Genomic DNA, 24,606 nt, shown 5'->3' on the forward strand with positions numbered 1-24,606 from the left:
TCAGGACCCCTCGCCAGCGCCTTCGCGGGTGGCAACGCCGCCCGCATCAGACGGCGCATTTTCAGGCGCGGGGTTATCCCCGCGAATGGTTGCCGAAACAGTCCGGCCCGGACGCAGACGCAAGACACCCTCGACCACGACCAGATCACCCTCGGCAATCCCGCCATCCAGAAGGATCCGGCCATTGGTCCGTTTCACAACACGGACGGGAACGCGCGAGACCTTGTCTTCATCGTCGATCCGCCAGACATAGGTACCTTCATCGCCCCACAGGACCGAGATTTCGGCAACTGCGGGATATTGTTTGCCTTCGATATCGACGTAAACCGCAAAGGACATCCCGGCCAGCAAACGACTATTGGGGTTTGGCACCCGGGCGCGCACGGCAAAGGTGCGGCTTTCAGGGTCAATGCGGCTGCCAATAGATTCAACCACCCCAGTGAATTCTTCGCCCGGCAGGCTCCAGGTTTCAACCCGGACAGACTGGCCGGGACGTACATTGTCAAACCGGGTTTCGGCAACTTCGAAATCGACCAGAATGCTATCGATATTATCAAGCGTTACGATGGCAGTGGAGCTGTCAACACGGTCGCCGGCCTCGACCTGCGGGATGCCGACGATGCCATCAAACGGGGCCAGAATGGTGCGATCGGCCAGATTGACCTCTGCCTGATCAAGGGCGATGCGGGCCTCGGCCAGGGCGGTGCGGGCACTGTCGACTTCGCTTTCGGCAACGGCACCCAGCGGGCGGGCCTTTTCATAGCGGGCAAGAAGTTGTTCGGCATCGCGGGCCTGAACAGCGGCAAGATCGCGGGCAAGGCGTTCGCGATCAGAGTCCAGAATGACAAGAACCTGTCCCTCGGTTACCTTGTCACCGGCGCGCACAAGCACATCGGCAACTTCGCCCGACACGGCCGGATAGATCGAAACACCCAGGGCCGATTTGCCCGTGCCGACCGCTTCGACAACGGTCTTTTCATCCATCAGGCTGGCATATTCGGCAATGACCGGAAGACTGCGTTCGCCGCCACCGCGCTGCCCGGTGCTTGCGGGTTGCGCATCGGGCGCGATTAACGCCGTGATGTCGTCTTTGGCAAAGATATAGGCAGAGGCCGCAACAACAATCAGTGCAACACCTGCGATCAGAAGCGTTGATTTACGCGCCATCACATTGATACTTCCAAGTCGGGCTGACCAAACAACCTTACTGCAAATGACACTGTTCCCGCGCCGGGAAAGTGCCGGTATTTCAATTCAGTACCGAATAGTAGGCTTTATGCTTTTGATGAAATACCGTTGCCCCGAACGATATTGCAACCCGCCAGTGAGAACCACACAAAAAGTGTATCAGAAACGTCGCAGTTTGTATCTTAACTGCTGACAAATCCTGCGTTTTGCGCCGATAGCACTGACCAAATGCATTAGGCCTGCACACCCTCTATACGGTGTGCAGGCCTTTGTTGTTCAATTTTGAATTTCAGCAGTGAAACCGCGGGCCGGTGCAGGTAAATCAGGCGGCACCACGCTGTTGCGTTTGCGGGAAGACCACCAGATTATCATCGTGCCATATGGTGGTTTCTTCGGCGTTGTCGTCAGTGCCATCAGCGTCCTCGCTCCCAGCCGCAGAAGCCACCGCACGGTCAAGGGATGCTGTGAGCTCGGTCACATTGCGATCAACCTCGTCGGCACGACGATTAAGATCAAGGCTGAGCTTGCGGGTGACTTCAATGTCTTCGGATACCGCACCGATGGCGGTCGCAACATTGCGCACCGCATCGCCGGCAAGGGCGATGGCACCGGTAATTTCCTCGGTCTCGCGGCGTTGATGTTCAACATCGCCTGCGACTTCTTCGGAAATTGACATCATCGACCGCACCGTGACCCCGACATCCTCCATGGAGGCAACACACCGATCAGTGACAGCGCCCATGGCGTTGACATGTTCGGTGATCTGCTCGGTCGCACGTTCGGTCTGGCTGGCAAGGTTTTTGACCTCTGCCGCGACAACGGCAAAGCCCTTGCCGGCATCCCCCGCACGGGCGGCCTCGATGGTGGCATTAAGCGCCAGCATGTTGGTTTGCCCGGCAATGCCGCGGATCAGGTCGACAATCTGTTCGATGCTGGTGGCGACTTCGCGCAGGTCATCGACGGCCTTTGCCGATTCCTCGGTCGAACCAACAGCACTTTGCGCGATGTCGCGTTGATGTTCGACCCGATTGGCGATCGAGACAATGGCTTCGCGCAGACGGTTGGCAGCATCGCCGATGGCATTGGAATGTGACTGGCTGTCATGTGCGGCACTGGTTGCGGTTTCGGTTTGACCGGTGACGCGTTCGGCGGCGGCCGCGACTTCGACCACGGCTTCGCGCATGCGGGTCACCTGATGATTGACCGATTTGACAAGACCGGTGGTCTCGCCCTCAATCGTTTCGGCCATCGCGCCAAGCGATGCGCGACGTTTTTCTTCTTCGATGCGCTGAAGGGTGATGCGTTCTTCGGCCATTTTTTCGATCTTGAGCGCGTTTTCGCGGAAGATCGCAACGGTGCGCGACATCGCGCCGAATTCATCGCGGCGCTTGATATCGGCAAGGGCGATATCGGTGTCGTTTTCACTCAGCCGCGTCATGTCACCATTCACCCGACGCAGCGGACGCAGGATGCTCATCGCGATGCCAAGCGCAAGGGCGACGGCAATCAGAACCCCGATGGCGGCAACCACGATGTTGGTCAGGGCCGAGTTTTCCGACTGATTGTGGGCGGCCTCGACCAGGGCAGTTTGATTGGTCATGGCGTCTGTTCGGATATTCTGGGTGATGGTCTGGACTTCACGGACGGCCGATTTGAAGTCATCCATCGATTGGCGGAAGCCTGCGATGGAGGCTTCGAGCTGGTTCGCGCCCTGTTTTAGCAAGTCATTGTCGCGGATCGCGTAGGAGAACAGTTTTTTCTCGTTGCGCGTCAGGCCATCAAAGGACGCTTTGATTTCTTCCTGAAGATCGGTCAGGGCCGAGGTCTGCGTGCGGGCGGCATCAAGTGAGTCCGCGGTACGCAGGATCGGGAATTGCAGGGAATTGACGATGGCGGCCAGATTGGCAGCACCAAGCTTGTCTGCATATTTCTCGGCAATCACCGGATCGCGTTTGGCGATGAAATCTTCAAGCTGGCTTGCGGATTTGCCAAGCTGATTGGCGCCAAGCAGCATGGTTTCCGATGCTGCCGACAGGTTTTCCGCCCGCAGCACAAGGGGCTCCAGCGTTGCGATGTAATCAGCACTGAGGCTTTCAAGCGCATCTGCGCGATCGCTATCGCCGTTTTGACGCAGTTGGGTGACAAGGGTCGCACCGCTTTGCTCGGCTGCCTCGCGCATGGTGGTAATGCCTTCGCGGTCAAGCGGATCAACCGTCTGGGCAAACAACAGGACCTGATTTGAAAGACGTTCCAGACGCAGTGCATAGTCATTGGCAAGCCCGACCAGACCGGTACTTTTGGCAATGCGGTCTGCATGCGCGCCAAAGCCCAGAAGATAGGTTGATGACAAGGCAGACAGGCCAACCAGCAGAACAACCAGAACAAAGAAACCGGCGAAGATGCGCGATCCGATACGAATGCGATCAAGAAACATGGGACATCCAAACAGCAAAATTTACGTTTGGCGCGATTCATACATGGGTGCAGGGCGCGGTTTTGTAACAGTTGGATGAAACCCGCATTTGTCGATCAAACAAGGTGCCGGATGGTGATTTGCGCTGCGCAAAACAACATTCTGGCCGCCCGAAAATGTTCATATGAACATCACATTATACAATTGGACGAAGGTCATTATCCGTTTCGAAGCGGGTCAACACTGTGATTTTCCAAAAATCGACCGCGACTCGACCCTCCGCCGCAAGGTTTCGCAGGCCTCCGGCGATTTTTTGGAATGATGCCAACTAAAATGTCATGATGACAATATTGTACAAGCTGGCACCCGGCCTTGGCGTTATAATGGCCTTATGAACAGTGCTGCGCGACAGAACACGGCAGCCCAGCGTCGCCAGACGTCATCGCGACCGGCGACCGGCCGCCCCCGCGAGATTGCCCGCCACTGGCGGGCAGCCGACGGCATTGATATGTTCGAAGCCGATTACAAGAATTTCTCTTTCCCCAAGCACAGCCACGACTATTACGCGTTTGGCACTGTCCTGAACGGGGCGGAGCAGTTTACGACCCGCGGGACAAATTATGTCGCCGCCCGTGGGCAGCTTTTGATGATGAACCCAATGCAGGTGCATGATGGCAGTCCGGCATCCGAGGATGGCTATCAATACCAGATCATGTTCATCGACCCGAAGGTGTTTGGCGATCTGGTGACGGAGCTTTCGCCCAAAAACAGCGGCCTGCCGTTTTTCGGATCCTGTGTCGTCAACGACCCGGAATTGCATTTGCAACTGCAAGGCCTGCACCGCCTGTTTCGCCCGAATGACGATGGCAGCAACGGCAACAACAGCTTGTTGGAGCGTGACAGTCAGCTTCTTTACAGTGCCGCCCGCCTTGCACTGCGCCATGCCGATGCCCCGCCCTATCTCTATCAGCCGGGGTCAGAGGACAAACGTGTTCGGGCGGTGATTGACTATATGGCGGCACATCTGGATGCGAACATATCCCTTGATGATCTTGCGATGATTACCGGGCTCAGCCGGTTTCATTTGCTGCGCGTGTTTCGCGCGGCAACCGGACTTCCGCCGCACACCTATTTCAATCATATGCGGTTACGGCGGGCCAAGCGGTTGCTGTTTGACGGGGCGAGCATTGCCGATGCGGCCGCCGCCACCGGCTTTGCCGATCAAAGCCATCTGAACCGGCACTTCAAGGCCATGTGGGGTGTCAGCCCCGGCGCGTTTATCGCAAGTCTTGATCCCTAATCGGGCATAAAACCGACATCACCTGCCCGTCATGTGAATGACGTGGGCAGGCGACATCATTTGTATTTACGCGCCAGCGTCGCGGCGTTTCATCGCATCGACCACCAGACACAGTTCTTCGAACAGAACCTGTGCGGCGATATGGGCGGTGTTGGTGGTGGCATCATATTGCGGGGCGACTTCAACAACGTCGGCACCGACAAAATCAAGCCCCTTGAGCCCGCGCAGGATCTCCAACACCTCGCGCGAGGTGAGGCCACCGACCTCTGGCGTGCCGGTACCCGGTGCGAAGGACGGATCGAGGCAATCAACATCAAAGGACAGATAAACCGGGCCATCGCCGACCACTTCACGGGCCTTGGCGATCACGGCATCAATGCCCATTTTCGGCACTTCTTCGGCGTGGATCACGGTCATGCCGCTGTCATAGGAGAATTCCCAGACATATTCCGACGCACCGCGAATACCGATCTGGATTGTGCGTTCCGGATCAAGGACGCCATCCATTACCGCCTCGCGGAACGGGCCGCCATGATGAAAGCGCGAACCGTCATAGGCCCCACAGGTATCGCAATGGGCATCAAGATGGATCATGCCAACCGGGCGATCCTTGCCCACCGCCTTCTGGATTGAATAGCTGATTGAATGATCACCGCCGACGGCAATCGGAATGACGCCAGCGCCGACAATTTTAGTGAAGTAGGCCTCGATATCCTCGTGGCAGCTTTCAAGCGAATAACGGCTGCGAAACGGCACATCGCCAATATCGGCAATGCGCGCCATGGCAGCCGGCACCATGCGCAGGACATGTTCATACGGCCCGATGCGTTCGATATTACGCACCGCGCGCGGGCCAAGACGGGCACCGGCACGGTTGCTGACACCAAGATCCATCGGCACGCCGACGAGTGCGATGTCGAGGTCTGCGAAGTTGTCACTTTCGGCATTGGCGGCAAATGGCGCATCGAGGAAAGTCGGCACGCCAGCAAAGGGCCATTTGCGCCCGCCACTTTCGGAAAATTGCGATGCCGCCACTTCGCGGAAATGCGGATCAAAGATGTCTGCACCCTTGGCGTTGCTGTATTTTTCACGCAGTTTTGCAAGCTTGTCGTCTGTGAACATGGGACCTCCTGAAGTGGCACATCGGTTTGATAAAACCTGAACCGATGGCCGAATGTTTTTGTTGGGCCGATCAGATCAAATTGCGCGGCCGTTAAAAATCACGTATTTCTGAACTTTACTTTGGTAATCCTCAAAGTAATGACCGCTTACCCATGGACCCCGCCCGATGATCACGGAACAGGCCGATCTCAAGCTTTTGCGCATCTTCCTGACCATTGTCGAGGCCGGGGGATTTGCCGCGGCGCAAAGTGATCTCAATCTGTCACTTTCAACAATTTCAAGCTATGTCACCGCCCTTGAAACACGGCTGGGGTTCACGCTTTGCAAACGCGGGCGGGGTGGTTTTGCCCTGACACGCGAAGGCCAGGTGGTATTCGAAGAAGCCCACCGGCTGTTCAAATCGGTCGCGCAATATGAAACAAAGATGCGGGCGCTGCGTGACAAGCTGAGCGGCACCCTGACCATCGGGCTTACCGATAATACCATCACCGATCCGGGAGCACGGCGGATCGAAAAGACCATTGCACGGTTTATGGAACGCGCACCGGATGTGACGCTGAATGTCGTCACCTATCCGCCCAATGATCTTCTGCGCGAAGTGGTGACTGATAATATCCAGATCGGTATTTGCAGCTTTCCAAAGACCGTACTAGGTCTGCGCTATATCCCGCTTTACGACGAAATCCACCGGTTCTATTGCGGATCAGACCATCCGCTTTTTGCGCTGGATGATGCGGACATTGATATTGATGAAATCCGGCGTTATCGCCTGATCGGGCGCAAATCCTGGCTGGGTCGCGACCTTAAGGAATTCGCCATCTCGCGCCCGCATGCCACCGTCTCGGACATGGAGGCCGAGGCACGCCTGATCCTGTCAGGCGCCTTTTTGGGCTATCTGCCCGAACATTACGCCAAGCAGTTTGTCGAGGCCGGGCGCATGCGCATGGTGCTGCCGGATCGGTTGAAGGTCAAAGTCACCTTTCAGGCAAGCCTTGATGACAGCAAGCAACCCGATCCGATCACCAAGCTGTTCCTTGATATGCTGATCGCCGATTTCGCCATCGAACGGGCCTGAGCCGCAGCCCCAAAACCGGCACCAACAACCGATAGCAATATCGTCCAATACCGCCTATTTGATATCGGGCAGTATGGTGCCTGAAATGACGGCTCCTCGCCCACCCGTTTACGCCCATGAAAGTGCCGGTCGCCAAAACGAACCGGCACCAACAACCACAGGAAACGTCGGAAATGTCACGCCCCGGGCAGACCGAAATTCAGACCGAGAACCAGACCCAAAACCAGTCCCATACAGGGCATTTCGACGCGGATACCATCCGGCGCGGTGCCCTTGCCTGCCTGCCGCTTTTGCCCAGCACCATTATCTTTGGTGCGGTGCTTGGTGTGCTGGCCGCGCAGCGCGGCTTGTCACTTGGCGAGCTGTTGTTCATGAGCCTCGCTGTATTTGCCGGATCGGCACAGTTCGTGTCGGTCGATCTTTGGCGCGAAACCATTCCGAGTGCGACCATCATCATCGCAACGGCGGTGATCAATATGCGCTATATCCTGATCGGGGCGTCGCTGCGACCGGTGTTTCGCGGTCGTCCGCTGTGGGTCAAGGTGACCGGCATGCATATGGTGGCCGATGAAAACTGGGCCGTGTCGATGACGCAAAAGGATTTGGCCAATCCCGGCTTTTTGCTGGGCGGCGGGATTTTCCTGGGTGTGGTCTGGGCGACCGGCAATACGGTGGGTTACCTTCTTGGCGGGGGTATTCCCGACCCGGAGGTTTATGCGCTTGATTTCGCCTTCACCGCCGTCTTTGCCGCGCTGACCATCGGCATGTGGAAGGGCAAGGTTGACCTTTTGCCATGGATTGCCGCCGCGATTGGATCCGTCATCGGCCATTACACCCTGCCCGGCACCTGGTCGATCCTGGCCGGTGCGGGTGCCGGTGTCCTTGTCGCCGCCCTGACCTGGCGCGAAGACATGGATGATGACAGCCTTGAGGCCGAATTTGCGGTTGAAGGCCGGGATGCTTATGGCGCGCCGGAAGGCATTGTCGAAGCCACACCCGTCACGGAGACAGGAAAATGACCCAATTCCCTGATCTGACAAGTTTCAGCCTTGAGGCCGTTTTGACCATCCTTGGCATGGCGGCGGTGACCTATGGCATGCGTCTGGGTGGGCTTTTGATGGCGGACCGTTTGCCGCAACATGGCCGCTGGGCGCATGTGCTGGAACGCCTGCCCGGTGCGGTTTTGATTTCCGTCTGGGTGCCAAGTGCGCTTTCGGCAGGTGCGATTGGCATTGCCGGGGCAGCCGCCACCGTGATTACCATGGCGCTTGCGCGAAACCTGTTTGCCGCCATGGCCGTGGGGATGGTTCTGGTCGGTGTTGGCCGCTATTTCATCGGCAACTAGACAACCGCCGAAGACCCGCAAAGAAAAAGCCGCCCTCGGATGAAGGCGGCTTTTTGCGTTTGGCTGCGTGCAGTAATTACGCCGCAATCAGGTTCTGTTCGCGGGTGGCCTCGAATTTGAGGTTCGGCCAGTCGCGTTGCGTGGTTTCAAGGTGCCAGGCGTTACGCGCGATGAAGACCAGTGTTTCGTCATGGTCTTCGAACAGCGCGGACTGGTTGGCATCCCGGAATTTCTTGATTTCAAGCGGATCATCGCCCACCACCCAGCGGGCGGCATAGGCAGGCGTCGGTTCGAAATGCACCTTGATGCCGTATTCGGCCGAGATGCGTTCTTTCAGAACCTCGAACTGAAGCTGTCCGACCACGCCAACGATCCAGTCCGCGCCCATCATCGGCTTGAAGACCTGCGATGCGCCTTCTTCGGCGAGCTGTTCAAGCGCGCGCTGAAGGTGTTTTCCCTTAAGCGGATCATCAAGGCGGACTTTCTGGAGCAATTCCGGGGCAAAGGCCGGAACACCGCGGAAGCGAAGATCTTCGCCCTCGGTCAGGGTATCGCCAATGCGCAGCGTGCCGTGGTTCGGAATACCGATGATATCGCCCGGCCAAGCTTCTTCGGCAATGTCACGTTCATTGGCAAAGAACAGCATCGGGTTATGCACGGCCATCAGTTTGCCGGCGCGCACATGCTTAAGCTTCATGCCACGTTTGAAATGGCCAGAGCACAGACGAATGAACGCAATGCGGTCACGGTGGTTCGGGTCAATGTTGGCTTGCACCTTGAATACAAAGCCGGCGACCTTTGGCTCGACCGCTTCGACCAGGCGCGTTGCCGCTTCTTGCGGGCGCGGGGTCGGTGCGATTTCGCCAATGCCGCGCAACAATTCACGCACGCCAAAGTTATTGACGGCCGACCCAAAGAAGACCGGGGTCAGATGGCCTTCGCGGTAGCTTTGCAAATCAAATGGCGGGCAGATTTCGCGCACCATTTCGACTTCTTCGCGCAGCTTTTCCAGAAGGTAATCCGGGATCAGTTCATCAAGCTTTGGATCATCAAGCCCCTTGATCGGAATGGCTTCCTTGACGACATTGCCGCCTTTTTCCATGAACAGAAGCTGATCATTGACCAGATCGTAGCAGCCATGGAAATCACGGCCCGAGCCAATCGGCCAGGTAACCGGCGATACATCAAGGGCAAGATCCTGTTCGATCTGATCAATCAGTTCGAACGAATCCCGTGCTTCACGGTCAAGCTTGTTAACGAACGTCGTGATCGGCACGTCACGCAGACGGCAGACCTCAAACAGCTTGCGCGTCTGGGCCTCGATGCCCTTCGCGCCGTCAATCACCATGACAGCCGAGTCAACGGCGGTCAGAACGCGATAGGTATCCTCGGAAAAGTCTTCGTGGCCCGGCGTATCAAGCAGGTTGAAGATATTTTCTTCGAACTCGAACGTCATGACGGCAGAAGACACGGAGATACCGCGATCCTGTTCGATCTTCATGAAGTCCGAACGGGCACCCTTTTGTTCCTTTTTCGCCTTCACTGCACCAGCCATCTGGATGGCACCCCCGAAAAGAAGCAGTTTTTCGGTCAGGGTGGTTTTACCCGCATCCGGGTGAGCAATGATAGCGAAGGTACGGCGACGCGATACCTGCTTGTCAATCATCGACATGGTTATCAACTTTAATCCGATATGAATTTCTTGGCGCGCAATGTAGCGATTTTTAACGTCATTGCCACCGTGAAATCATCATATCGGACATGAAGCGGGCGGTTTAACCCAGCCAGACTTGCGAAATAACGCCAATTGCGAACGAACCGACCAGCGCATAAACCAGATACAGCGCAAAGACCGGCTTTTTGACCAGCGCAAAAACGGCAATCGCCGCCGGGATGGACGATACCCCGCCAGCCACCAGAAATGCCATCGCCGCGCCCGATTGCATACCCTGCGCAATCAGGCCTTCCATGATCGGAAGCGCGGCATAGCCATTCAAATAGGCCGGAACCCCGACAAGGGTGGCAATCGCAATCGGGCCGATCCCGTCACCACCAAGCAATCCACTGACACTTTCAGCCGGGACATAGGCGACCATGATGCTTTCAAGCAGGAAGGCAAAGGCGATCCATTTGCCCAAAAAGATCATGTTGGCAATGGCGGACGATCTGAACTTTTTGATCCGTTCATCATCGCGCCAGAACTTCCAGACAACCGCCTTGTGCGAGCGGACCTTGGCCCCGCCGCAGCCACCATTACCAACGCCATCACGCAACGGATCGGCAAGGAAGCCCCGCGACCCCAACCATAGGGTGACAAAGCCCCCCATCAGACCAAGACCAATCGCCGAGATCATTTTAATCACCGCGAATTCGGTCCCAAGCGTGCCCGCAGTCAGAACAAACATCGCCGGGTCAATCACCGGACTTGCCAGCCAAAACGCCATGACCGGTGCCAGTGGAACCCCCATCGCAAGCAGGGCCGCGATCAGCGGGATCACCCCGCAGGAGCAAAATGGCGACAGCGCCCCAAAGGCCGCAGCGGTAAACACCATCCGCACAGGTCGCCCGGCAAAGGCGCGCGAAATAAGGTTATCGGCCCCGGTTGCCGTCGCATAGGCGGCAATACCGATTGAGAGCACCAGAAACGGTGCCGTGCCAACAAGGGACTCAGCCGTGAACTGCAAACTTGGGACAAATTGCGGTGCGTCAAAGATAAAGATCGCAGCAAGGATGATGCAGGCTGCCAGCAAAACCCGGTCTGTTTGACGGGCAGAAGTACCGATGCGGCGCAATTGAAATGTCAGTGCACTCATATCTATATCCCTAGAAAATTAGTTATATTGATCCAAAAAAAGAGACCCGCCCTAGCAGGCCTTTTCCGTTTCACCGGCGACATCAAGATCGACACCGCTGCAGCATTCGTCGGTGATGAAGCCCACAAGATCGCGCATGACATCGAAATCCGCCCGGTTACGGGTTTCGCGCCCCAGTTTTTCCTGTTTGACCAGACCAGCCTGAACCAAGGTGCCGAGATGATGGGAAAGGGTCGATGCCGGAAGGCCAAGCACCCGCCCGATATCGCCGATATTAAGCCCTTCGTCCCCGGCCTTGACCAGCAGACGGTAGATTTTCAGACGGGCTTCGTGGCCTAGTGCGGCAAAGGCCGGTGCAATGGTTTTTTCGCTCATACGGCCATTATAACTATATTTCTAGTTATTTAAATACATTTTCTGAAACTCCCGCATCTGACTGATTCAAATATCCTTTTGACGTCGCACTTGTGGATGACCACCACTGCAATACAAATGTCACTTGCCAGCACTAGTATATGTCGATATTTCCCGACATATGGAAACAAAACACGCAATCAGCGCCCTTGGCGCCCTGGCACAGGAACACAGACTGGCAGCATTCCGGTTGCTGGTCCGGGCCGGGAATGACGGTATTGCCGCGGGCGAACTGGCCCGGCAGATATCCATTCCGCACAACACCATGTCGTCGCATCTGACCACACTTAGTCAGGCCGGGTTGATTACCAGCACTCGCGAAGGCCGGTCGATCATTTACCGGATCGTTCCCGATGCCATGCGTGACCTGCTGGGGTTTCTTGCCGATGACTGCTGTCAGGGGCACCCCGAACTGTGCGGGCTGCCAAGCCGTTCTGCCACCGTCGATAAAAAAGGATGCTGCTAGATGGGTATTTTCGAACGTTTTCTGACCATCTGGGTTGCTGTCAGCATCGTGGTCGGCATCGTCTTGGGCGAGATGTTCCCCAGCGTTTTTCAGGCGATTGGCAATCTGACCGCCTATGAGATCAATCTGCCGGTGACAGTTCTGATCTGGTTGATGATTGTGCCGATGTTGATGAAGGTCGATTTTGGTGCGCTTCACGAAGTCGGTCGGCAATGGCGCGGGATCGGTGTCACGCTTGGTGTGAATTGGCTGATCAAGCCGTTCACCATGGCGGCCCTTGGCTGGTTGTTTATCGGCTTTCTGTTCCGCCCGCTTTTGCCCGAGTCACAAATCGAAAGCTATATCGCCGGTCTGATCCTTTTGGGGGCGGCCCCCTGCACGGCGATGGTGTTTGTCTGGTCGCACCTGACCAAGGGGGATGCGAACTTTACGCTGACCCAGGTGGCACTCAATGACACAATCATGATCTTTGCCTTTGCGCCGATTGTGGCCCTTTTGCTCGGCATTTCGGCAATCACCATTCCGTGGGAAACGCTGACCATTTCGGTTGTGGCGTTTATCGTTATTCCAGTGATTGCCGGGCAGATCATCCGAAATCACGTCATGAAAGGCGGGGTCGCGGCGTTCAACAGCTTTGATGCCAAGCTCAAACCCGTATCGATGATTGCGTTGCTCAGCACGCTGGTTCTGCTGTTTGCCTTTCAGGGGCAGCAGATCATTGCCCAGCCGATGATCATTGCCCTTCTGGCGGTGCCGATCATTTTGCAGACCTATTTCATTGCCGCCATCGCCTATGTCGCCAACAAGCTGCTGGGTGTGGAGCATAAAATCGCCGCCCCGTCTTCGATGATCGGGGCCTCGAACTTCTTTGAACTGGCTGTAGCGACCGCCATCGGGTTGTTTGGCTTTTCATCGGGGGCGGCCCTTGCCACCGTGGTTGGTGTGCTGGTCGAAGTGCCCGTGATGCTGTCGCTTGTCGCCATTGCCAACCGCACCCGTGGCTGGTTCACCCCATCGCAAATTGCAAACTAACGGAGCCCTGATATGAGCCGCAAAATCCGCATTGGCATCAATGGTTTTGGCCGCATGGGCCGTCTGGTTCTGCGCGCAGGATGGGGGCACCCGGACCTTGAATTTGTTCATATCAACGAAATCAAGGGCGGGGCTGTTACCGCAGCCCACTTGCTGGAATTTGATTCGGTCCATGGCCGCTGGGGCAATGGTGTTGCCTGCATCGACGATCATGTGGTGATCGATCAGACGCACAAGATCAGCTTTAGCGAAAATGCCATCCCCGGAGAGACCGATTGGGTTGGCATGGGATGCGACATTGTTCTGGAATGCACCGGCAAGTTCAAAACGCCCGAAACATTGCAGCCCTATTTCGATCAGGGGGTTAAGAAAGTCATCGTCGCCGCCCCGGTCAAGGAAGGTGCGCTTAACATCGTTTACGGCGTGAACGACGATCTTTATGACCCAACCCAGCATCACCTGTTGACCGCGGCAAGTTGCACCACCAACTGTCTGGCACCAGTGGTCAAGGTCATGCATGAAAAGCTTGGTATCGTGCATGGATCGATCACCACCATTCATGATGTGACCAACACCCAGACAATTGTCGATTTGCCGCACAAGGATTTGCGCCGGGCGCGGTCCTGCCTGCAATCGCTGATCCCGACCAGCACCGGGTCGGCGACTGCGATCACGATGATTTACCCGGAACTCAAGGGAAAGCTGAACGGCATTGCCGTGCGTGTCCCGTTGCTAAATGCGTCGCTGACCGATTGTGTGTTTGAAGTCGCCGAGGACACCGATAATGAGACCGTCAATCGGCTGATGCGCGAGGCATCGGAAACCCATCTTGCCGGTATTCTTGGCTATGAAGAACGCCCGCTGGTCAGTGCCGATTACCTTAATGACAGCCGATCTTCGATCATCGATGCCGGATCGACCATGGTGATCGACAAGCGGCAGGTCAAAATCCTGGCCTGGTATGACAATGAATGGGGATATGTCTGCCGGATGGCAGATCTGGCGGCCAAAGTCGCGCAACACCTGTTGGGGAAATAGCAAAAATGTCGGCCGCAATCCGCAACTATGCGCTGGTCACCGGGGCCTATTGGGGCTTTACGTTGACCGACGGGGCGCTTCGTATGTTGGTGCTGTTGCACTTTCATGCGCTGGGCTATTCGGCATTTGAAATCGCGCTTTTGTTCATCCTGTATGAAGTGGCAGGCATCGTCACCAATCTGGTCGGTGGATGGCTGGCGCAGGCACGCGGATTGCGCTTTACCCTGTTTGCCGGGTTGGCATTACAAATTGCATCGCTGACCGCCCTATCCTTTACCAATCCCGATTGGCTTCCGGCGATTTCGGTTGCTTATGTCATGGGGCTTCAGGCGGCATCGGGGGTGGCCAAGGACCTGACCAAAATGTCGAGCAAGTCGGCAATCAAGGTTCTGGTCCCCGCCCATGCCGAGGGGGCGCTTTTCCGCTGGGTGGCGCTTTTGACCGGATCGAAGAACGCGCTTAAGGGTGTGGGCTTTTTCATGGGCGGTGCGTTGCTGTCCTGGCTTGGTTTTTCCGGTGCGCTTTTGGCGATGGCGGCAGGTCTTGCCCTGACACTTGTGGCGGTTGCGATATCGCTCGGCTCTGCGATGGCAGGCCCGGCCGGTGCGATGAAGCCGAAATTCCGCGATGTCTTTTCGCGTGATCGCAAGATCAATGTGCTGTCTGCCGCCCGGCTGTTTTTGTTTGGATCGCGCGATATCTGGTTTGTCGTGGGCCTTCCGGTATTTCTGGCATCCGAGCTTGGCTGGGGCCATATCGAGGTCGGCAGTTACATGGCACTTTGGGTGATCGGATATGGCTTTATTCAGGCCATTGCACCGAAGATGCTGCGTGCAAAAACCCGTGAACCCGATGGCCGAACTGCGCAAATCTGGATCGCCGCCCTTATTGCCGTGTCTGCTGCTATTGCCATCGCCATCACACAGAACTTCGCCCCGGAACTTGCCGTTCTGGGTGGGTTGCTGGTGTTCGGGATTGTCTTTGCGATCAATTCATCGCTGCATTCCTACCTGATCCTTGCCTATGCCGAGGGCGACAAGGTCGCGATGAATGTCGGATTCTATTATATGTCGAACGCCATCGGGCGTTTGACCGGAACGGTGCTTTCGGGGGTGGCCTATCTTTATGGCGGGTTGGTCGGATGCCTTGTGACATCAATCGCGTTTTTAACGCTCGCCTGGGTGATCAGTAGCGCCCTGCCATCGCGCTCAGCGACACCAACGCACGGTTGATTGGAAAAAACTTCCTTCGCAGATGCGGGATAAATACCTGAAAAGACTCATAAAGCGAATTCATGAAACTTTAATCGCGCAAAAAGCCGTGACAAGACACTGCATATAGGGGTACGATTCCAATTAACGGTCAACAACTGGACCGCAGGAGGAGTTCCCGAGTGCCGCGAAAAAGCGTCTTAAACCGAGAATTTTCGCCCCCCGGATCGCACATGCAACATGCTGTGACCGGCGGAAACTCCTACCGCCACTTCCATCGCGAGATGAAAATTGAATGCGCGCCTTTCCATAACGGAATGGCGCGTTTTGCTTTTTTGGCCACTTTGTTGAGGTGATTGTCATGGGTAAGCGCGCAGCACGTCGTCGTAACCGTCCGCAGCAGTCTAATAACAATGTTCATGAACTGTTTGATGAAAACAATGCTGATTGGCACCCGCTTGGCGGGTCGGATCAGACCGGAACAGAACAGAAAGGACAACGCGATCAAAGCTACCGCCGCAACATCCGCCCGAAAAGTGAAAACCAGGCAGCCCTGATGGATGCCATCGACAATTACAATCTGGTCATGGCCCTTGGCCCGGCCGGCACCGGCAAGACCTATATCGCTGTATCCAAGGCTGTCGAAGCTCTTGATAACGGGGATATCGCCCGCATCGTTCTGGCCCGCCCGGCGGTTGAAGCCGGGGAAAATATCGGCTTCCTGCCAGGCGACGTCGAAGCCAAAATGGCCCCGTATCTGCGCCCGCTTTATGATGCGCTCAATGATCGTCTGGGGGCCAAGCGACTTAAGACTTATATCTCCGATGGCACGATCGAGATTGCACCGATCGGCTATATGCGGGGACGAACACTCAACAACGCCTTTGTGGTGATCGACGAGGCGCAGAACTGCACATACGGACAGCTTAAGATGCTGGTCACCCGCCTTGGCTGGAACTCCACCATGATCCTGACCGGCGACCCTGACCAGACCGACCTTCTGCCGGAAATGTCGGGTCTTTCGGAAATGTCCGAACGTCTTGAAAATGTCGAGGATGTCGCCTGTGTCCAGCTGCGTGACAAGGACATCGTCCGCCACCCGCTGGTCGCAAGCATGTTGACCGTTCTTTAGGTTTCAACACAGCAAACTGCAAAAACACTGCATAAAACAAAGGCGGGCCCGAAAGGGTCCGCCATTTTTGTGGTCATCTGCGAAACCGGCTGGCGCCTAGCGCCCCATGGCAGCCACTTCGCCGCCACTGTTATTGACCGGGATGTCATGTTGGCCAGCACGTTTGGCGCGGCCGGTGTGCCAGAATTCCGGATCCTCGGTATAGCCGCTGAATTCATCAAGGTGGATGTCTTCGGGCGGTTCCGGATGGATGGTGATATCGAGATCAGGATATTCCGCACGGATGCTGTCCATCACCTGATGGCAGATGGTGTGCGATTCGCGCATCAGCATGCCGCCATCCATGATCAGTTCGATCTCGGCAAAGCGATGCACGCCCGATGACCGGGTCCGCAGACGGTGAATGCCAATGACATCGGGGTTTTTCATCGTCAGTTCGATGATGCGCTGGCTATCAGATTCGGGCAGTTCCGCATCCATCAGAACCTTGACCGAGGTCCGGCCAACCTTGACCGCGGAATAGAGCAGGAAGATCGCAACCAGCCCGCCAATCGCCGGATCGGCCCAGGCAAGGCCCGACATCCCGCCAAACAGCGCAATCATCACCGCCAGATTGGACAGGATATCGCTGCTGTAATGAAGCGAGTCCGCCTCGACCGCGGCGGAGCCTGAAATCCGCACCGCCTTGCGCTGAAGCAATACCAGGCCAATGGTCATGACCAGCGAAACGCCCATGATCCAAAGGCCTTCGACGGCAAAGGAAATTGGCATGGGTTCGGTGATGCGCGATGCCGCCTCGGCCAGAACCAGGATCGCCGCGCCAATCATGAAGGCCGATTGGAACAGACCGGCCAGCGGTTCTGCCTTGCCATGGCCAAACCGGTGATCGTAATCCGCCGGACGCCAAGCCGAACGCACAGCCATGAAGTTGATCACAGAGGTACCAACATCAAGCATGCTATCAATCATGGAAGATAGAAGGCTTACGGAATCGGTCAGGAACCAGCCGACAGCCTTGATCAGGATCAGTGTCGCAGCAATGACAATGGAGGCCGTCGTTGCACGACGCGCCCAAGTCTCTTTCTGTGCTATGTCAATGACGGGACATTGACTCATCAGTTGTCAACCTCTGGCCTACCAATACGCTTACTGACCACCGTTTTATAGCCTGTTTGCGTACAATATGTAATGTCTATTGCCATATTTTCGCCCGTCCTAGGGCAGCAAATAGCGCATATTTGATATTCCGCAAGGTTTCCAAGCCTTTTTAAAGGGATTATATGTCGCATCCGGGCACATAATTGATACTGTAAAGCCTGCTAGGGACGAGAAACGATAATATGATTGTAGAGATCGGACATTACGCGCTGATACTGTCATTGGTGATGGCAGTTGCCCAATCCACCGTACCGTTTCTGGCGGCATCGCGGCGTGACGCCGCACTTCTGGCCGTCGCACCACGGTTGGCTTTGGCATGCTTTGCACTGGTCGCGGCAAGTTTTCTTGCGCTGACCTATGCCTATGTCAGCTCTGATTTCTCGGTCCTTAACGTTCTGGCTAACAGCCACACCTCCAAACCGATGATCTACAAGATCACCGGCGTTTGGGCCAATCACGAAGGATCGATGCTGCTTTGGGTGCTGATCCTGACCCTGTTTGGCGGCGCGGTTGCGGCATTTGGCCGCAATCTTCCGCCGACCCTGCTTGCGCGCGTTTTGGGTGTGATGGGGCTGATAGGGGCTGGCTTTATCCTGTTTATTGTTCTGACCTCGAACCCGTTTGAGCGCGTCTTGAACCCGCCGCTTGACGGGGAAGGCATGAACCCGCTGTTGCAGGACCCGGGCATCGCCATTCATCCGCCGTTCCTTTATCTCGGCTATGTCGGGTTTTCAGTCGCCTTTGCCTTTGCGGTCGCAGCCCTTATTGAAGGCCGGGTTGATCCGGCCTGGGCGCGTTGGGTCCGGCCGTGGACGCTGGCAGCCTGGGTCTTTTTGACCGCTGGCATTGGGCTTGGTTCCTGGTGGGCCTATTACGAGCTTGGCTGGGGTGGCTGGTGGTTCTGGGACCCGGTCGAAAACGCATCCTTCATGCCGTGGCTTGCGGGAACCGCGCTTTTGCATTCGGCCATCGTGGTGGAAAAGCGTGACGCGCTTAAAAGCTGGACCATTTTTCTGGCGATCCTGGCGTTTTCCTTCTCGCTTCTGGGGACGTTCCTTGTGCGGTCGGGCGCGCTGACATCGGTGCATGCCTTTGCCACCGATCCGACGCGCGGGGTGTTTATCCTGTTTCTGCTGTTTATTGCCGTTGGCGGGTCGCTGACACTTTATGCCTGGCGGGCACCGACATTGAAGGGTGGCGGGCTGTTTCAGCCGATCTCGCGTGAAGGGGCGCTTATTTTTAATAATGTCCTTTTGTCGATTGCCGCCGCCATGGTGTTGCTCGGCACGCTTTATCCGCTGTTGCTTGAAACCCTGACTGGCGAAAAAATCTCGGTCGGTGCACCGTTCTTTAATGCGACCTTCGTTCCGATCATCACGCCGGTGATTGTCGCGATGGCCTTTGGGCCGTTGATGCCGTGGAAACGTGCCGACCTTCTCGGCGTGTTTAACAAGCTCAAGATCGCCCTTGCGGTTGCCGCCGTTGTCGTGCTGGTGACACTTTGGCTTTCGGGTGGTCCGGCCTTTGCCCTGTTTGGGATGGGGCTTGCAGCCTGGCTGTTTGTCGGATCGATCCTTGAATGGTCGGGCCGGATTAAATTGTTCCGCGAGCCAATTGGCACCAGCCTGCGCCGCATGCGCAATCTGCCGCGCTCGGCCCACGGGACGATGCTGGCCCATGCAGGTGTGGCAATCGTGGTGGCGGGTATCACCGGATCGCAGGCCTGGACCGAAGAAGCCGTTCAGTCACTTGCCGTTGGCGAAAGCACCGAACTTGCCGGGCATACCTTTATCCTGTCTGGTATCCGTGAATATCAGGGCCCGAACTATGCTGCCCGCGAAGCGGAAATTACCATCACCACACCGGGCGAACGCACTGTTGTCCTGACACCGGAAAAACGCGTCTATACGGTCGAAGGCATGCCAACGACAGAGGCCGGCATTCAATCAAGCTTCACCGGCGATATCTATGCCGTGATCGGCGATCAGGATGAAAGCGGCAAATGGATCACGCGGTTTTATGTCAAACCGCTGATCCCATGGATGTGGTTTGGCGGGCTTGTCATGGTGTTTGGCGGATTGATGTCGCTTTCGGATCGTCGTTATCGCATCGGGGCACCGGCCCGTTCCCACAAAACTGCCGCCAAAGCAGTGCCCGCAGAATAAGCCAAGGACAGGATACCTAAATAATGACCATCTGGATTGTTCTTGGCGCGATTACCCTGCTGCTTGTGGGGTTCATTCTGTGGCCGATTTTTGGCGGTGACCGTACAGCTGGATCGGATGAGGCAAGCGATGCGTCGTCCGCATCAGAGCTTGGGGATGGCAGCCCGGAAAACGAACTTTCACGCGACCTGGCGGTTTATCGTGATCAGCTTTCCGAGATTGACCGTGATATTGCGCGCGGGGTTCTAAGCGCAGAACAAGCCGATGCGGCGCGCATCGAAGTGCAGCGTCGTATTCTGGCAGCCGATCAGCGCATTAAAAAGCAACAGCCCACTGACACCATCCAGCAGACATTGGCAAACAAGCCCGTCCGGGCCATTGCCGCCGGTTTTATTGTGCTGTTCATTGCTGGTGGGTTCGGGCTTTATCTTGATCTTGGCAATCCGACCATGCCAGACCGCCCGATCACCAGCCGCACCGATGAAATCAATGCCGTGAGGATAGCCCAGACGGCGGATGAAGACCGCCAGTCGGTACTTAATCGTGCTGTCAGCGACCTGTCGCAAAGGCTTCTGGAAAATCCAGATGATCTGCGGGCGTGGGAATTGCTGGGTGCCAGCCTGATGGCTCTTGGCCGCCCGGAAGAAGCGCAAACCGCGTTTCTTGAAACCGTCAAGCGGTCGGGACGTGACGGTGATTATCTGGCCATGTATGCCGAAAGCCTGATCCGCAGCAATAACGGCCAAATCAATACAACCGTCCGTGGCGTGCTGCGCGAAGCCGAAAAAACCGACAGTACCGATCCGCGCATCCAGTTTTATCTTGGCCTTGCCGACGCACAGGAAGGCAATGTCGGTGCTGCGGTTGATCGCTGGATCGCGCTTGCCAATGGGGCACCGGACGATGCCCCGTGGTTGCCGATGGTGGTTGGCCGGATCAACGAAGCCGCCCTGGCCCAAGGGATAGACATTGAAGGACGCCTGAACCTTGCCGAAAACACGTCCCCCGGCCCAAGTCAGGAAGATATCGCCGCCGCGCAGGAAATGACACCTGAAGAGCAGCAGCAAATGATCATGTCGATGGTCAATGGATTGGCCGAACGGCTGGAGGCCGAGCCGAACAATCCCGAGGGGTGGGCCCGCCTGATGCAGGCCTATATGGTGCTGGGCCGGGAAGACGATGCCAAGGCGGCGTTCGAGAAGGCCAGCTCGGTGTTTGCCGACCAGCCAGAGTTGATTGCCCGATTCGACTCGCTGGCACAAGAAATCGGCATCTCGGCGAACTGAGCAGGCATTTATCGGTGATATTGCCGATAAAAATTGTTTTGCAGAAACTCTTTTCCCTGCACTTTTGAACCATTATATCCCATACAGTCGGATAATATCTGCAACTTTACTGAAGTCTTATTGAATTGAACTTCGTGCTGAGGTATGAAATTAAGACTTAAGGATAGATAAGAAATACATCATATATTTGATTCCAAAGAATACCTTTCGATGGTGGGGGCCATCTTTTTCTTTAGGATCAATATATTGACAGGCTCACAAAACAAAAGATCAGGGATGACCATGCGCACCAAAAGCTCATCCCTAAGGATAGCGGATCAGCATGCCGGATCAAAAGAACGGTTCAATAAACAACCTGTTGTTGATTGAAGATAATCCTGGTGATGCGCGCCTGGTGCGCGAAGCACTTCGGGAATTCAAACAACCGGTTGAATTGCATCACGTAAAGGATGCGATGACCGCACTGCAGTTTTTGCAGCAAGATGGTCCGTATCGCAATTCACCGCGCCCACGCCTGATTCTTCTGGACCTCAACATGCCGCGCAAGGATGGCCGCGAAATGTTGCGCGATATCCGCAATGATCCCAATTGCGCATCCATTCCGGTAATCGTTCTGACAACATCCGGTGCCGAGCATGATGTCGATCTGTGCTATGCCGCCGGGGCAAACTGTTATTTGCGCAAGCCGGTTGATGTGACAGAATTCATCGAGCTGATGAAAATGATCGAATCCTTCTGGCTGGGACTGGCGTTGACCCCCACGCCGTAACCCCCTGCCAGAGAGAGACTGCCGTGCGCCGCCCGACATCTCTGCTTTTGACATCCCAGTCCATCCCGACCAGCCTTAGGATTGCGCTGCGTGAATTGCGCAAGCCCGGTATCGGCATTATTACCCTGTTTGCCACCCTTGTGTTTGCCGCAACCATTCTGGTCCTGACCGTCAGTCTGACCCAGTCGGTTCGCGATGGGTTGCGTCAGTCCGCACAACAGACCATCGGCGGGGATATCTCGCTGCGTCTGTTTCACCGGGCACCGACGATTGATGAAATTGCCTTTCTTGAAACGCTTGGCACCCTCAGCCTGACAATCGAACAAAGGGTGATGGCCCAGCCATCCGATAATCAACCGGCCGTGCTTTCCGAACTGAAGGCGGTTGATGCCCCCTATCCGCTTTTTGGCAATCTGGCACTGTCGCCAGACATTCCGCTTTCGGAAGCCCTTGGCACCCGCGATGGCACACCCGGTATTGTTGTTGGCCCCGAACTGGTTGAAGACGGCGGGTACAGGGTTGGCGATACCCTTTATCTTGGGGGGCAGCCCTATCAGATCCGCGCGCGCATCGCCGCCGAACCCGAACGCAAATTCAGGTTGTTCTCACTTGGTCCGCGCGTGATTGTCGGGTTGGATGCGTATCGCAACAGCCCACTTTTGGCACCAGGCAAGCAGGTTTACTGGTATTTGCGGATAAAACTGCCACTTGATAACACGCGATCGCCGGATCAGATTATTGCCGCCATCGAGGACCGATTTCCAGATAGCGGATGGCGGATTGTCAGTGCGGCGGACGGCGTCCCCGGGCTTGAACGCATTGGGGATTTCGCGTCCGCCTTCGTCAGCCTGATGGGAATTGCGATCTTTGCCATCGCGACAAGTGCCATTCGAAATGCCCTGACAGCCGACCTTGCCACGCGACGTCCCCGCTTTGCGACCCTGCGCAGTCTGGGCGCCCGGCCACAGGAAGTTGCCACCAGCATTATCTGGCAAATGGGACTTATTACTGGCTTCGCCATCCTGATTGCGGTTGTTTTGACTGTAATCGCGGGCGCGGTGCTTGGCCCGTTGTTCGCCGAAATGTTTGGTTTTGAAGTACGGCCAACTTTTGAGAATGGCCCGCTGATTACGGGCTTTGTTTTCGGCTTTGTTGCCCTTGTCTCTATCAACCCGATCCGCCATGCCAGTGAAGCTTCGCCGGCTTGCCTGTTTCGCCATCAGGATCACCGTGAAACGCAGGGCACGTTAAAAAGCCGTTCGACCAAGCTCATGATCATAAAGGCCGTCATTGCATGCAGCTTGCTTGGCATTGCCAGTGCCCTGATTGACCTTGGCTGGTTTTCGCTTGTCTTGTTGGCGGTTCTTGTCGGGTGCCAGGTTCTTTTTGTCGGTCTCGGGCGGATAATCCGGGCCATCGCAGGAAGGTTATCAACACGACATCACCTTTCCCCAACCCTTCGTCTGGCATTACGCAATATCGCGCGGCCCTCTGCGCCGACCGTGACCATTACCGCGTCCTTTGGTCTGGCGATGGCATGTCTGACCGCGGTTATGCTGTTTGGTATCTTGGCGGGTCAGCATTTGAAATCGGTCTTGCCGTCCCAGACCCCGGATGTGTTGTTTTTCGATATCCCGCCAACCGCACAAGAGGCCTTTCAGGCAGATGTCCTGCGTGCTGATGGTGTTCAAAGCGTCACCCAGATGCCGTTTCTGCACGGTCGTGTCACGCATCTGAACGGCGTGCCATTGACGCAGGCCCAAGTACCACGGCGCTATCATTGGTTCCTGCGCGGCGACCGGGGCATGTCATGGACGGATCGTCCGACAGCAAACATGAGCCAAAGCACGCTTACAGATGGCCAGTGGTGGCCGCCAGAGAGCGTTAACGAAGGTCTGGCATCCATCGACGCCGGTGTCGCACAGGCAATCGGTGCGGCTGTCGGGGACAGCCTGACGGTCAATATCATGGGAAAGCCCCATAACGTCCGCATTGCCAATCTGCGTCAGATTGACTGGACACGGCTTGACCTTGATTTCCCGATTGTGCTGTCGCCAATGTCGCCGGCCTTTGACCATGGGGTGATCAGTGCTGTGCAGCTTAACGATACGATGGATGCAAGGGCATCAATGGCCCCGATGCTTGAGATTTATCGCAACATCCCGGTGATTTTCGTTAACGACGTTCTGGCAAAACTGACCCGCTTGTTTGACAGCGTGGTGGCGGGGCTGTTCGCGATCACGGCACTTGCGACCCTTGGCGCGGTTCTGGTGATTATTTGCGGGCTGATTGCGCTGCGCCAGCGCCAGACAGAGACACTAGCCATGCTGCGCGCCCTTGGTATTCGGCCGCGTCAAATCAGCCAAACGGGGGCGCTTGAAACCGGACTGATGGTTGCGATCATTGGACTGGTCGGGCTGATGGCAGGCAGCGGAATTGCAATTATCGCCGCACAGGCCATCGGCACCATTGATCTGGCGCAGGTCGCAATAATCGCCGGAGCGATGATCGCAACCGCATTTGGCGCGATCGTGGTGCTTGGGTTTGGGGGTGGCTGGATTTTGCAGGCCGCAAGTTTGCGCGCGCAGACGGGTTGGCGCAGTTAGGCCACCCGGAAGTTCCAAGACGATCAAAAACCACGTTAGATAACAAAAAAAGGCCGCCCCATCAGGACGGCCT

The 24,606-nt window shown here is 56.2% G+C and carries 20 protein-coding genes; 13 read left to right on the forward strand and 7 right to left on the reverse strand.

Annotated features, from left to right (window positions below; genetic code table 11):
* Together AC5Q5A_RS12545 and AC5Q5A_RS12550 are read right to left on the reverse strand one after the other, a co-directional pair.
* The gene (locus tag AC5Q5A_RS12545) at positions 1-1,167 is read right to left on the reverse strand and encodes an efflux RND transporter periplasmic adaptor subunit (RefSeq protein WP_064788736.1); all 1,167 of its coding nucleotides are present in this window, start codon (positions 1,165-1,167) and stop codon (positions 1-3) included.
* A 343-nt stretch (positions 1,168-1,510) separates the two neighbouring features.
* Positions 1,511-3,622: a methyl-accepting chemotaxis protein gene (locus AC5Q5A_RS12550; RefSeq protein WP_493895480.1), complete on the reverse strand. Its 2,112-nt coding sequence runs from the start codon at positions 3,620-3,622 to the stop codon at positions 1,511-1,513.
* 370 nt (positions 3,623-3,992) lie between these two features.
* Here AC5Q5A_RS12550 and AC5Q5A_RS12555 point away from each other — a divergent pair, with 370 nt between their 5' ends.
* Positions 3,993-4,901, forward strand: a complete 909-nt coding sequence (locus AC5Q5A_RS12555) for an AraC family ligand binding domain-containing protein (protein ID WP_493895481.1) — start codon at positions 3,993-3,995, stop codon at positions 4,899-4,901.
* A 66-nt stretch (positions 4,902-4,967) separates the two neighbouring features.
* On the opposite strand, the gene speB is transcribed toward AC5Q5A_RS12555, so the two are convergent.
* A complete protein-coding gene (speB, locus tag AC5Q5A_RS12560; protein ID WP_493895482.1) occupies positions 4,968-6,023 on the reverse strand; it encodes an agmatinase in 1,056 nt (351 codons plus the stop codon).
* 166 nt (positions 6,024-6,189) lie between these two features.
* Between speB and AC5Q5A_RS12565 the strand changes: the two genes are divergently transcribed.
* From AC5Q5A_RS12565 to AC5Q5A_RS12575, 3 genes are all read left to right on the forward strand, one after another.
* A complete protein-coding gene (locus tag AC5Q5A_RS12565) occupies positions 6,190-7,098 on the forward strand; it encodes a LysR family transcriptional regulator (protein WP_493895483.1) in 909 nt (302 codons plus the stop codon).
* Positions 7,099-7,271: 173 nt separating this feature from the next.
* Positions 7,272-8,117, forward strand: a complete 846-nt coding sequence (locus AC5Q5A_RS12570) for an AzlC family ABC transporter permease (protein WP_493895484.1) — start codon at positions 7,272-7,274, stop codon at positions 8,115-8,117.
* Positions 8,114-8,443, forward strand: a complete 330-nt coding sequence (locus AC5Q5A_RS12575; RefSeq protein WP_197146586.1) for an AzlD family protein — start codon at positions 8,114-8,116, stop codon at positions 8,441-8,443. The genes AC5Q5A_RS12570 and AC5Q5A_RS12575 overlap by 4 nt, the downstream gene beginning before the upstream one ends.
* Positions 8,444-8,519: 76 nt before the next feature.
* Here AC5Q5A_RS12575 and AC5Q5A_RS12580 read toward each other — a convergent pair whose 3' ends face one another.
* From AC5Q5A_RS12580 to AC5Q5A_RS12590, 3 genes are all read right to left on the reverse strand, one after another.
* Entirely contained in the window at positions 8,520-10,115 is a 1,596-nt protein-coding gene (locus AC5Q5A_RS12580) for a peptide chain release factor 3 (protein WP_008889778.1), read from the reverse strand.
* 103 nt (positions 10,116-10,218) lie between these two features.
* A complete protein-coding gene (locus AC5Q5A_RS12585; protein ID WP_493895485.1) occupies positions 10,219-11,256 on the reverse strand; it encodes a permease in 1,038 nt (345 codons plus the stop codon).
* Positions 11,257-11,307: 51 nt separating this feature from the next.
* The gene (locus AC5Q5A_RS12590; protein ID WP_063089224.1) at positions 11,308-11,631 is read right to left on the reverse strand and encodes an ArsR/SmtB family transcription factor; all 324 of its coding nucleotides are present in this window, start codon (positions 11,629-11,631) and stop codon (positions 11,308-11,310) included.
* 160 nt (positions 11,632-11,791) lie between these two features.
* Here AC5Q5A_RS12590 and AC5Q5A_RS12595 point away from each other — a divergent pair, with 160 nt between their 5' ends.
* From AC5Q5A_RS12595 to AC5Q5A_RS12615, 5 genes are all read left to right on the forward strand, one after another.
* Positions 11,792-12,136: an ArsR/SmtB family transcription factor gene (locus AC5Q5A_RS12595; protein WP_197146585.1), complete on the forward strand. Its 345-nt coding sequence runs from the start codon at positions 11,792-11,794 to the stop codon at positions 12,134-12,136.
* On the forward strand, positions 12,137-13,168 hold the full coding sequence (gene arsB / locus AC5Q5A_RS12600; RefSeq protein WP_493895486.1) for an ACR3 family arsenite efflux transporter: 1,032 nt from the start codon (positions 12,137-12,139) through the stop codon (positions 13,166-13,168).
* Between the two features lie 12 nt (positions 13,169-13,180).
* Positions 13,181-14,206, forward strand: a complete 1,026-nt coding sequence (locus tag AC5Q5A_RS12605) for an ArsJ-associated glyceraldehyde-3-phosphate dehydrogenase (RefSeq protein WP_493895487.1) — start codon at positions 13,181-13,183, stop codon at positions 14,204-14,206.
* Positions 14,207-14,211: 5 nt separating this feature from the next.
* Complete coding sequence (gene arsJ / locus AC5Q5A_RS12610) at positions 14,212-15,438, forward strand: organoarsenical effux MFS transporter ArsJ (RefSeq protein ID WP_197146582.1); 1,227 nt, start codon at positions 14,212-14,214, stop codon at positions 15,436-15,438.
* 340 nt (positions 15,439-15,778) lie between these two features.
* A complete protein-coding gene (locus tag AC5Q5A_RS12615) occupies positions 15,779-16,549 on the forward strand; it encodes a PhoH family protein (protein ID WP_008889771.1) in 771 nt (256 codons plus the stop codon).
* Positions 16,550-16,645: 96 nt separating this feature from the next.
* Here the strand turns inward: AC5Q5A_RS12615 and AC5Q5A_RS12620 are convergent, their stop codons facing one another.
* On the reverse strand, positions 16,646-17,665 hold the full coding sequence (locus AC5Q5A_RS12620) for a cation diffusion facilitator family transporter (protein WP_493895488.1): 1,020 nt from the start codon (positions 17,663-17,665) through the stop codon (positions 16,646-16,648).
* 224 nt (positions 17,666-17,889) lie between these two features.
* Between AC5Q5A_RS12620 and AC5Q5A_RS12625 the strand changes: the two genes are divergently transcribed.
* The 4 genes from AC5Q5A_RS12625 (at position 17,890) to AC5Q5A_RS12640 (ending at position 24,533) form a co-directional block, all read left to right on the forward strand.
* A complete protein-coding gene (locus tag AC5Q5A_RS12625; protein WP_493895489.1) occupies positions 17,890-19,872 on the forward strand; it encodes a heme lyase CcmF/NrfE family subunit in 1,983 nt (660 codons plus the stop codon).
* A 23-nt stretch (positions 19,873-19,895) separates the two neighbouring features.
* Positions 19,896-21,158 (forward strand): c-type cytochrome biogenesis protein CcmI, encoded by a 1,263-nt coding sequence (gene ccmI, locus AC5Q5A_RS12630; RefSeq protein ID WP_493895490.1) that lies wholly within the window; start codon positions 19,896-19,898, stop codon positions 21,156-21,158.
* Positions 21,159-21,480: 322 nt separating this feature from the next.
* Positions 21,481-21,927 carry a response regulator gene (locus AC5Q5A_RS12635; protein WP_008889767.1) on the forward strand — a complete coding sequence of 149 codons (447 nt, stop codon included), beginning with the start codon at positions 21,481-21,483 and terminating at the stop codon, positions 21,925-21,927.
* A gap of 23 nt (positions 21,928-21,950) precedes the next feature.
* On the forward strand, positions 21,951-24,533 hold the full coding sequence (locus AC5Q5A_RS12640) for an ABC transporter permease (protein WP_493895491.1): 2,583 nt from the start codon (positions 21,951-21,953) through the stop codon (positions 24,531-24,533).
* Positions 24,534-24,606 lie beyond the last annotated feature (73 nt).

This window comes from Thalassospira sp. CA1 (assembly GCF_059052855.1).

Coding starts and splice junctions, on each gene's coding strand:
- AC5Q5A_RS12545 (WP_064788736.1), bottom strand. CDS start 1,167: ATGGCGCGTAAATCAACGCTTCTGATCGCAGGTGTTGCACTGATTGTT.
- AC5Q5A_RS12550 (WP_493895480.1), bottom strand. CDS start 3,622: ATGTTTCTTGATCGCATTCGTATCGGATCGCGCATCTTCGCCGGTTTC.
- AC5Q5A_RS12555 (WP_493895481.1), top strand. CDS start 3,993: ATGAACAGTGCTGCGCGACAGAACACGGCAGCCCAGCGTCGCCAGACG.
- speB (WP_493895482.1), bottom strand. CDS start 6,023: ATGTTCACAGACGACAAGCTTGCAAAACTGCGTGAAAAATACAGCAAC.
- AC5Q5A_RS12565 (WP_493895483.1), top strand. CDS start 6,190: ATGATCACGGAACAGGCCGATCTCAAGCTTTTGCGCATCTTCCTGACC.
- AC5Q5A_RS12570 (WP_493895484.1), top strand. CDS start 7,272: ATGTCACGCCCCGGGCAGACCGAAATTCAGACCGAGAACCAGACCCAA.
- AC5Q5A_RS12575 (WP_197146586.1), top strand. CDS start 8,114: ATGACCCAATTCCCTGATCTGACAAGTTTCAGCCTTGAGGCCGTTTTG.
- AC5Q5A_RS12580 (WP_008889778.1), bottom strand. CDS start 10,115: ATGTCGATGATTGACAAGCAGGTATCGCGTCGCCGTACCTTCGCTATC.
- AC5Q5A_RS12585 (WP_493895485.1), bottom strand. CDS start 11,256: ATGAGTGCACTGACATTTCAATTGCGCCGCATCGGTACTTCTGCCCGT.
- AC5Q5A_RS12590 (WP_063089224.1), bottom strand. CDS start 11,631: ATGAGCGAAAAAACCATTGCACCGGCCTTTGCCGCACTAGGCCACGAA.
- AC5Q5A_RS12595 (WP_197146585.1), top strand. CDS start 11,792: ATGGAAACAAAACACGCAATCAGCGCCCTTGGCGCCCTGGCACAGGAA.
- arsB (WP_493895486.1), top strand. CDS start 12,137: ATGGGTATTTTCGAACGTTTTCTGACCATCTGGGTTGCTGTCAGCATC.
- AC5Q5A_RS12605 (WP_493895487.1), top strand. CDS start 13,181: ATGAGCCGCAAAATCCGCATTGGCATCAATGGTTTTGGCCGCATGGGC.
- arsJ (WP_197146582.1), top strand. CDS start 14,212: ATGTCGGCCGCAATCCGCAACTATGCGCTGGTCACCGGGGCCTATTGG.
- AC5Q5A_RS12615 (WP_008889771.1), top strand. CDS start 15,779: ATGGGTAAGCGCGCAGCACGTCGTCGTAACCGTCCGCAGCAGTCTAAT.
- AC5Q5A_RS12620 (WP_493895488.1), bottom strand. CDS start 17,665: ATGAGTCAATGTCCCGTCATTGACATAGCACAGAAAGAGACTTGGGCG.
- AC5Q5A_RS12625 (WP_493895489.1), top strand. CDS start 17,890: ATGATTGTAGAGATCGGACATTACGCGCTGATACTGTCATTGGTGATG.
- ccmI (WP_493895490.1), top strand. CDS start 19,896: ATGACCATCTGGATTGTTCTTGGCGCGATTACCCTGCTGCTTGTGGGG.
- AC5Q5A_RS12635 (WP_008889767.1), top strand. CDS start 21,481: ATGCCGGATCAAAAGAACGGTTCAATAAACAACCTGTTGTTGATTGAA.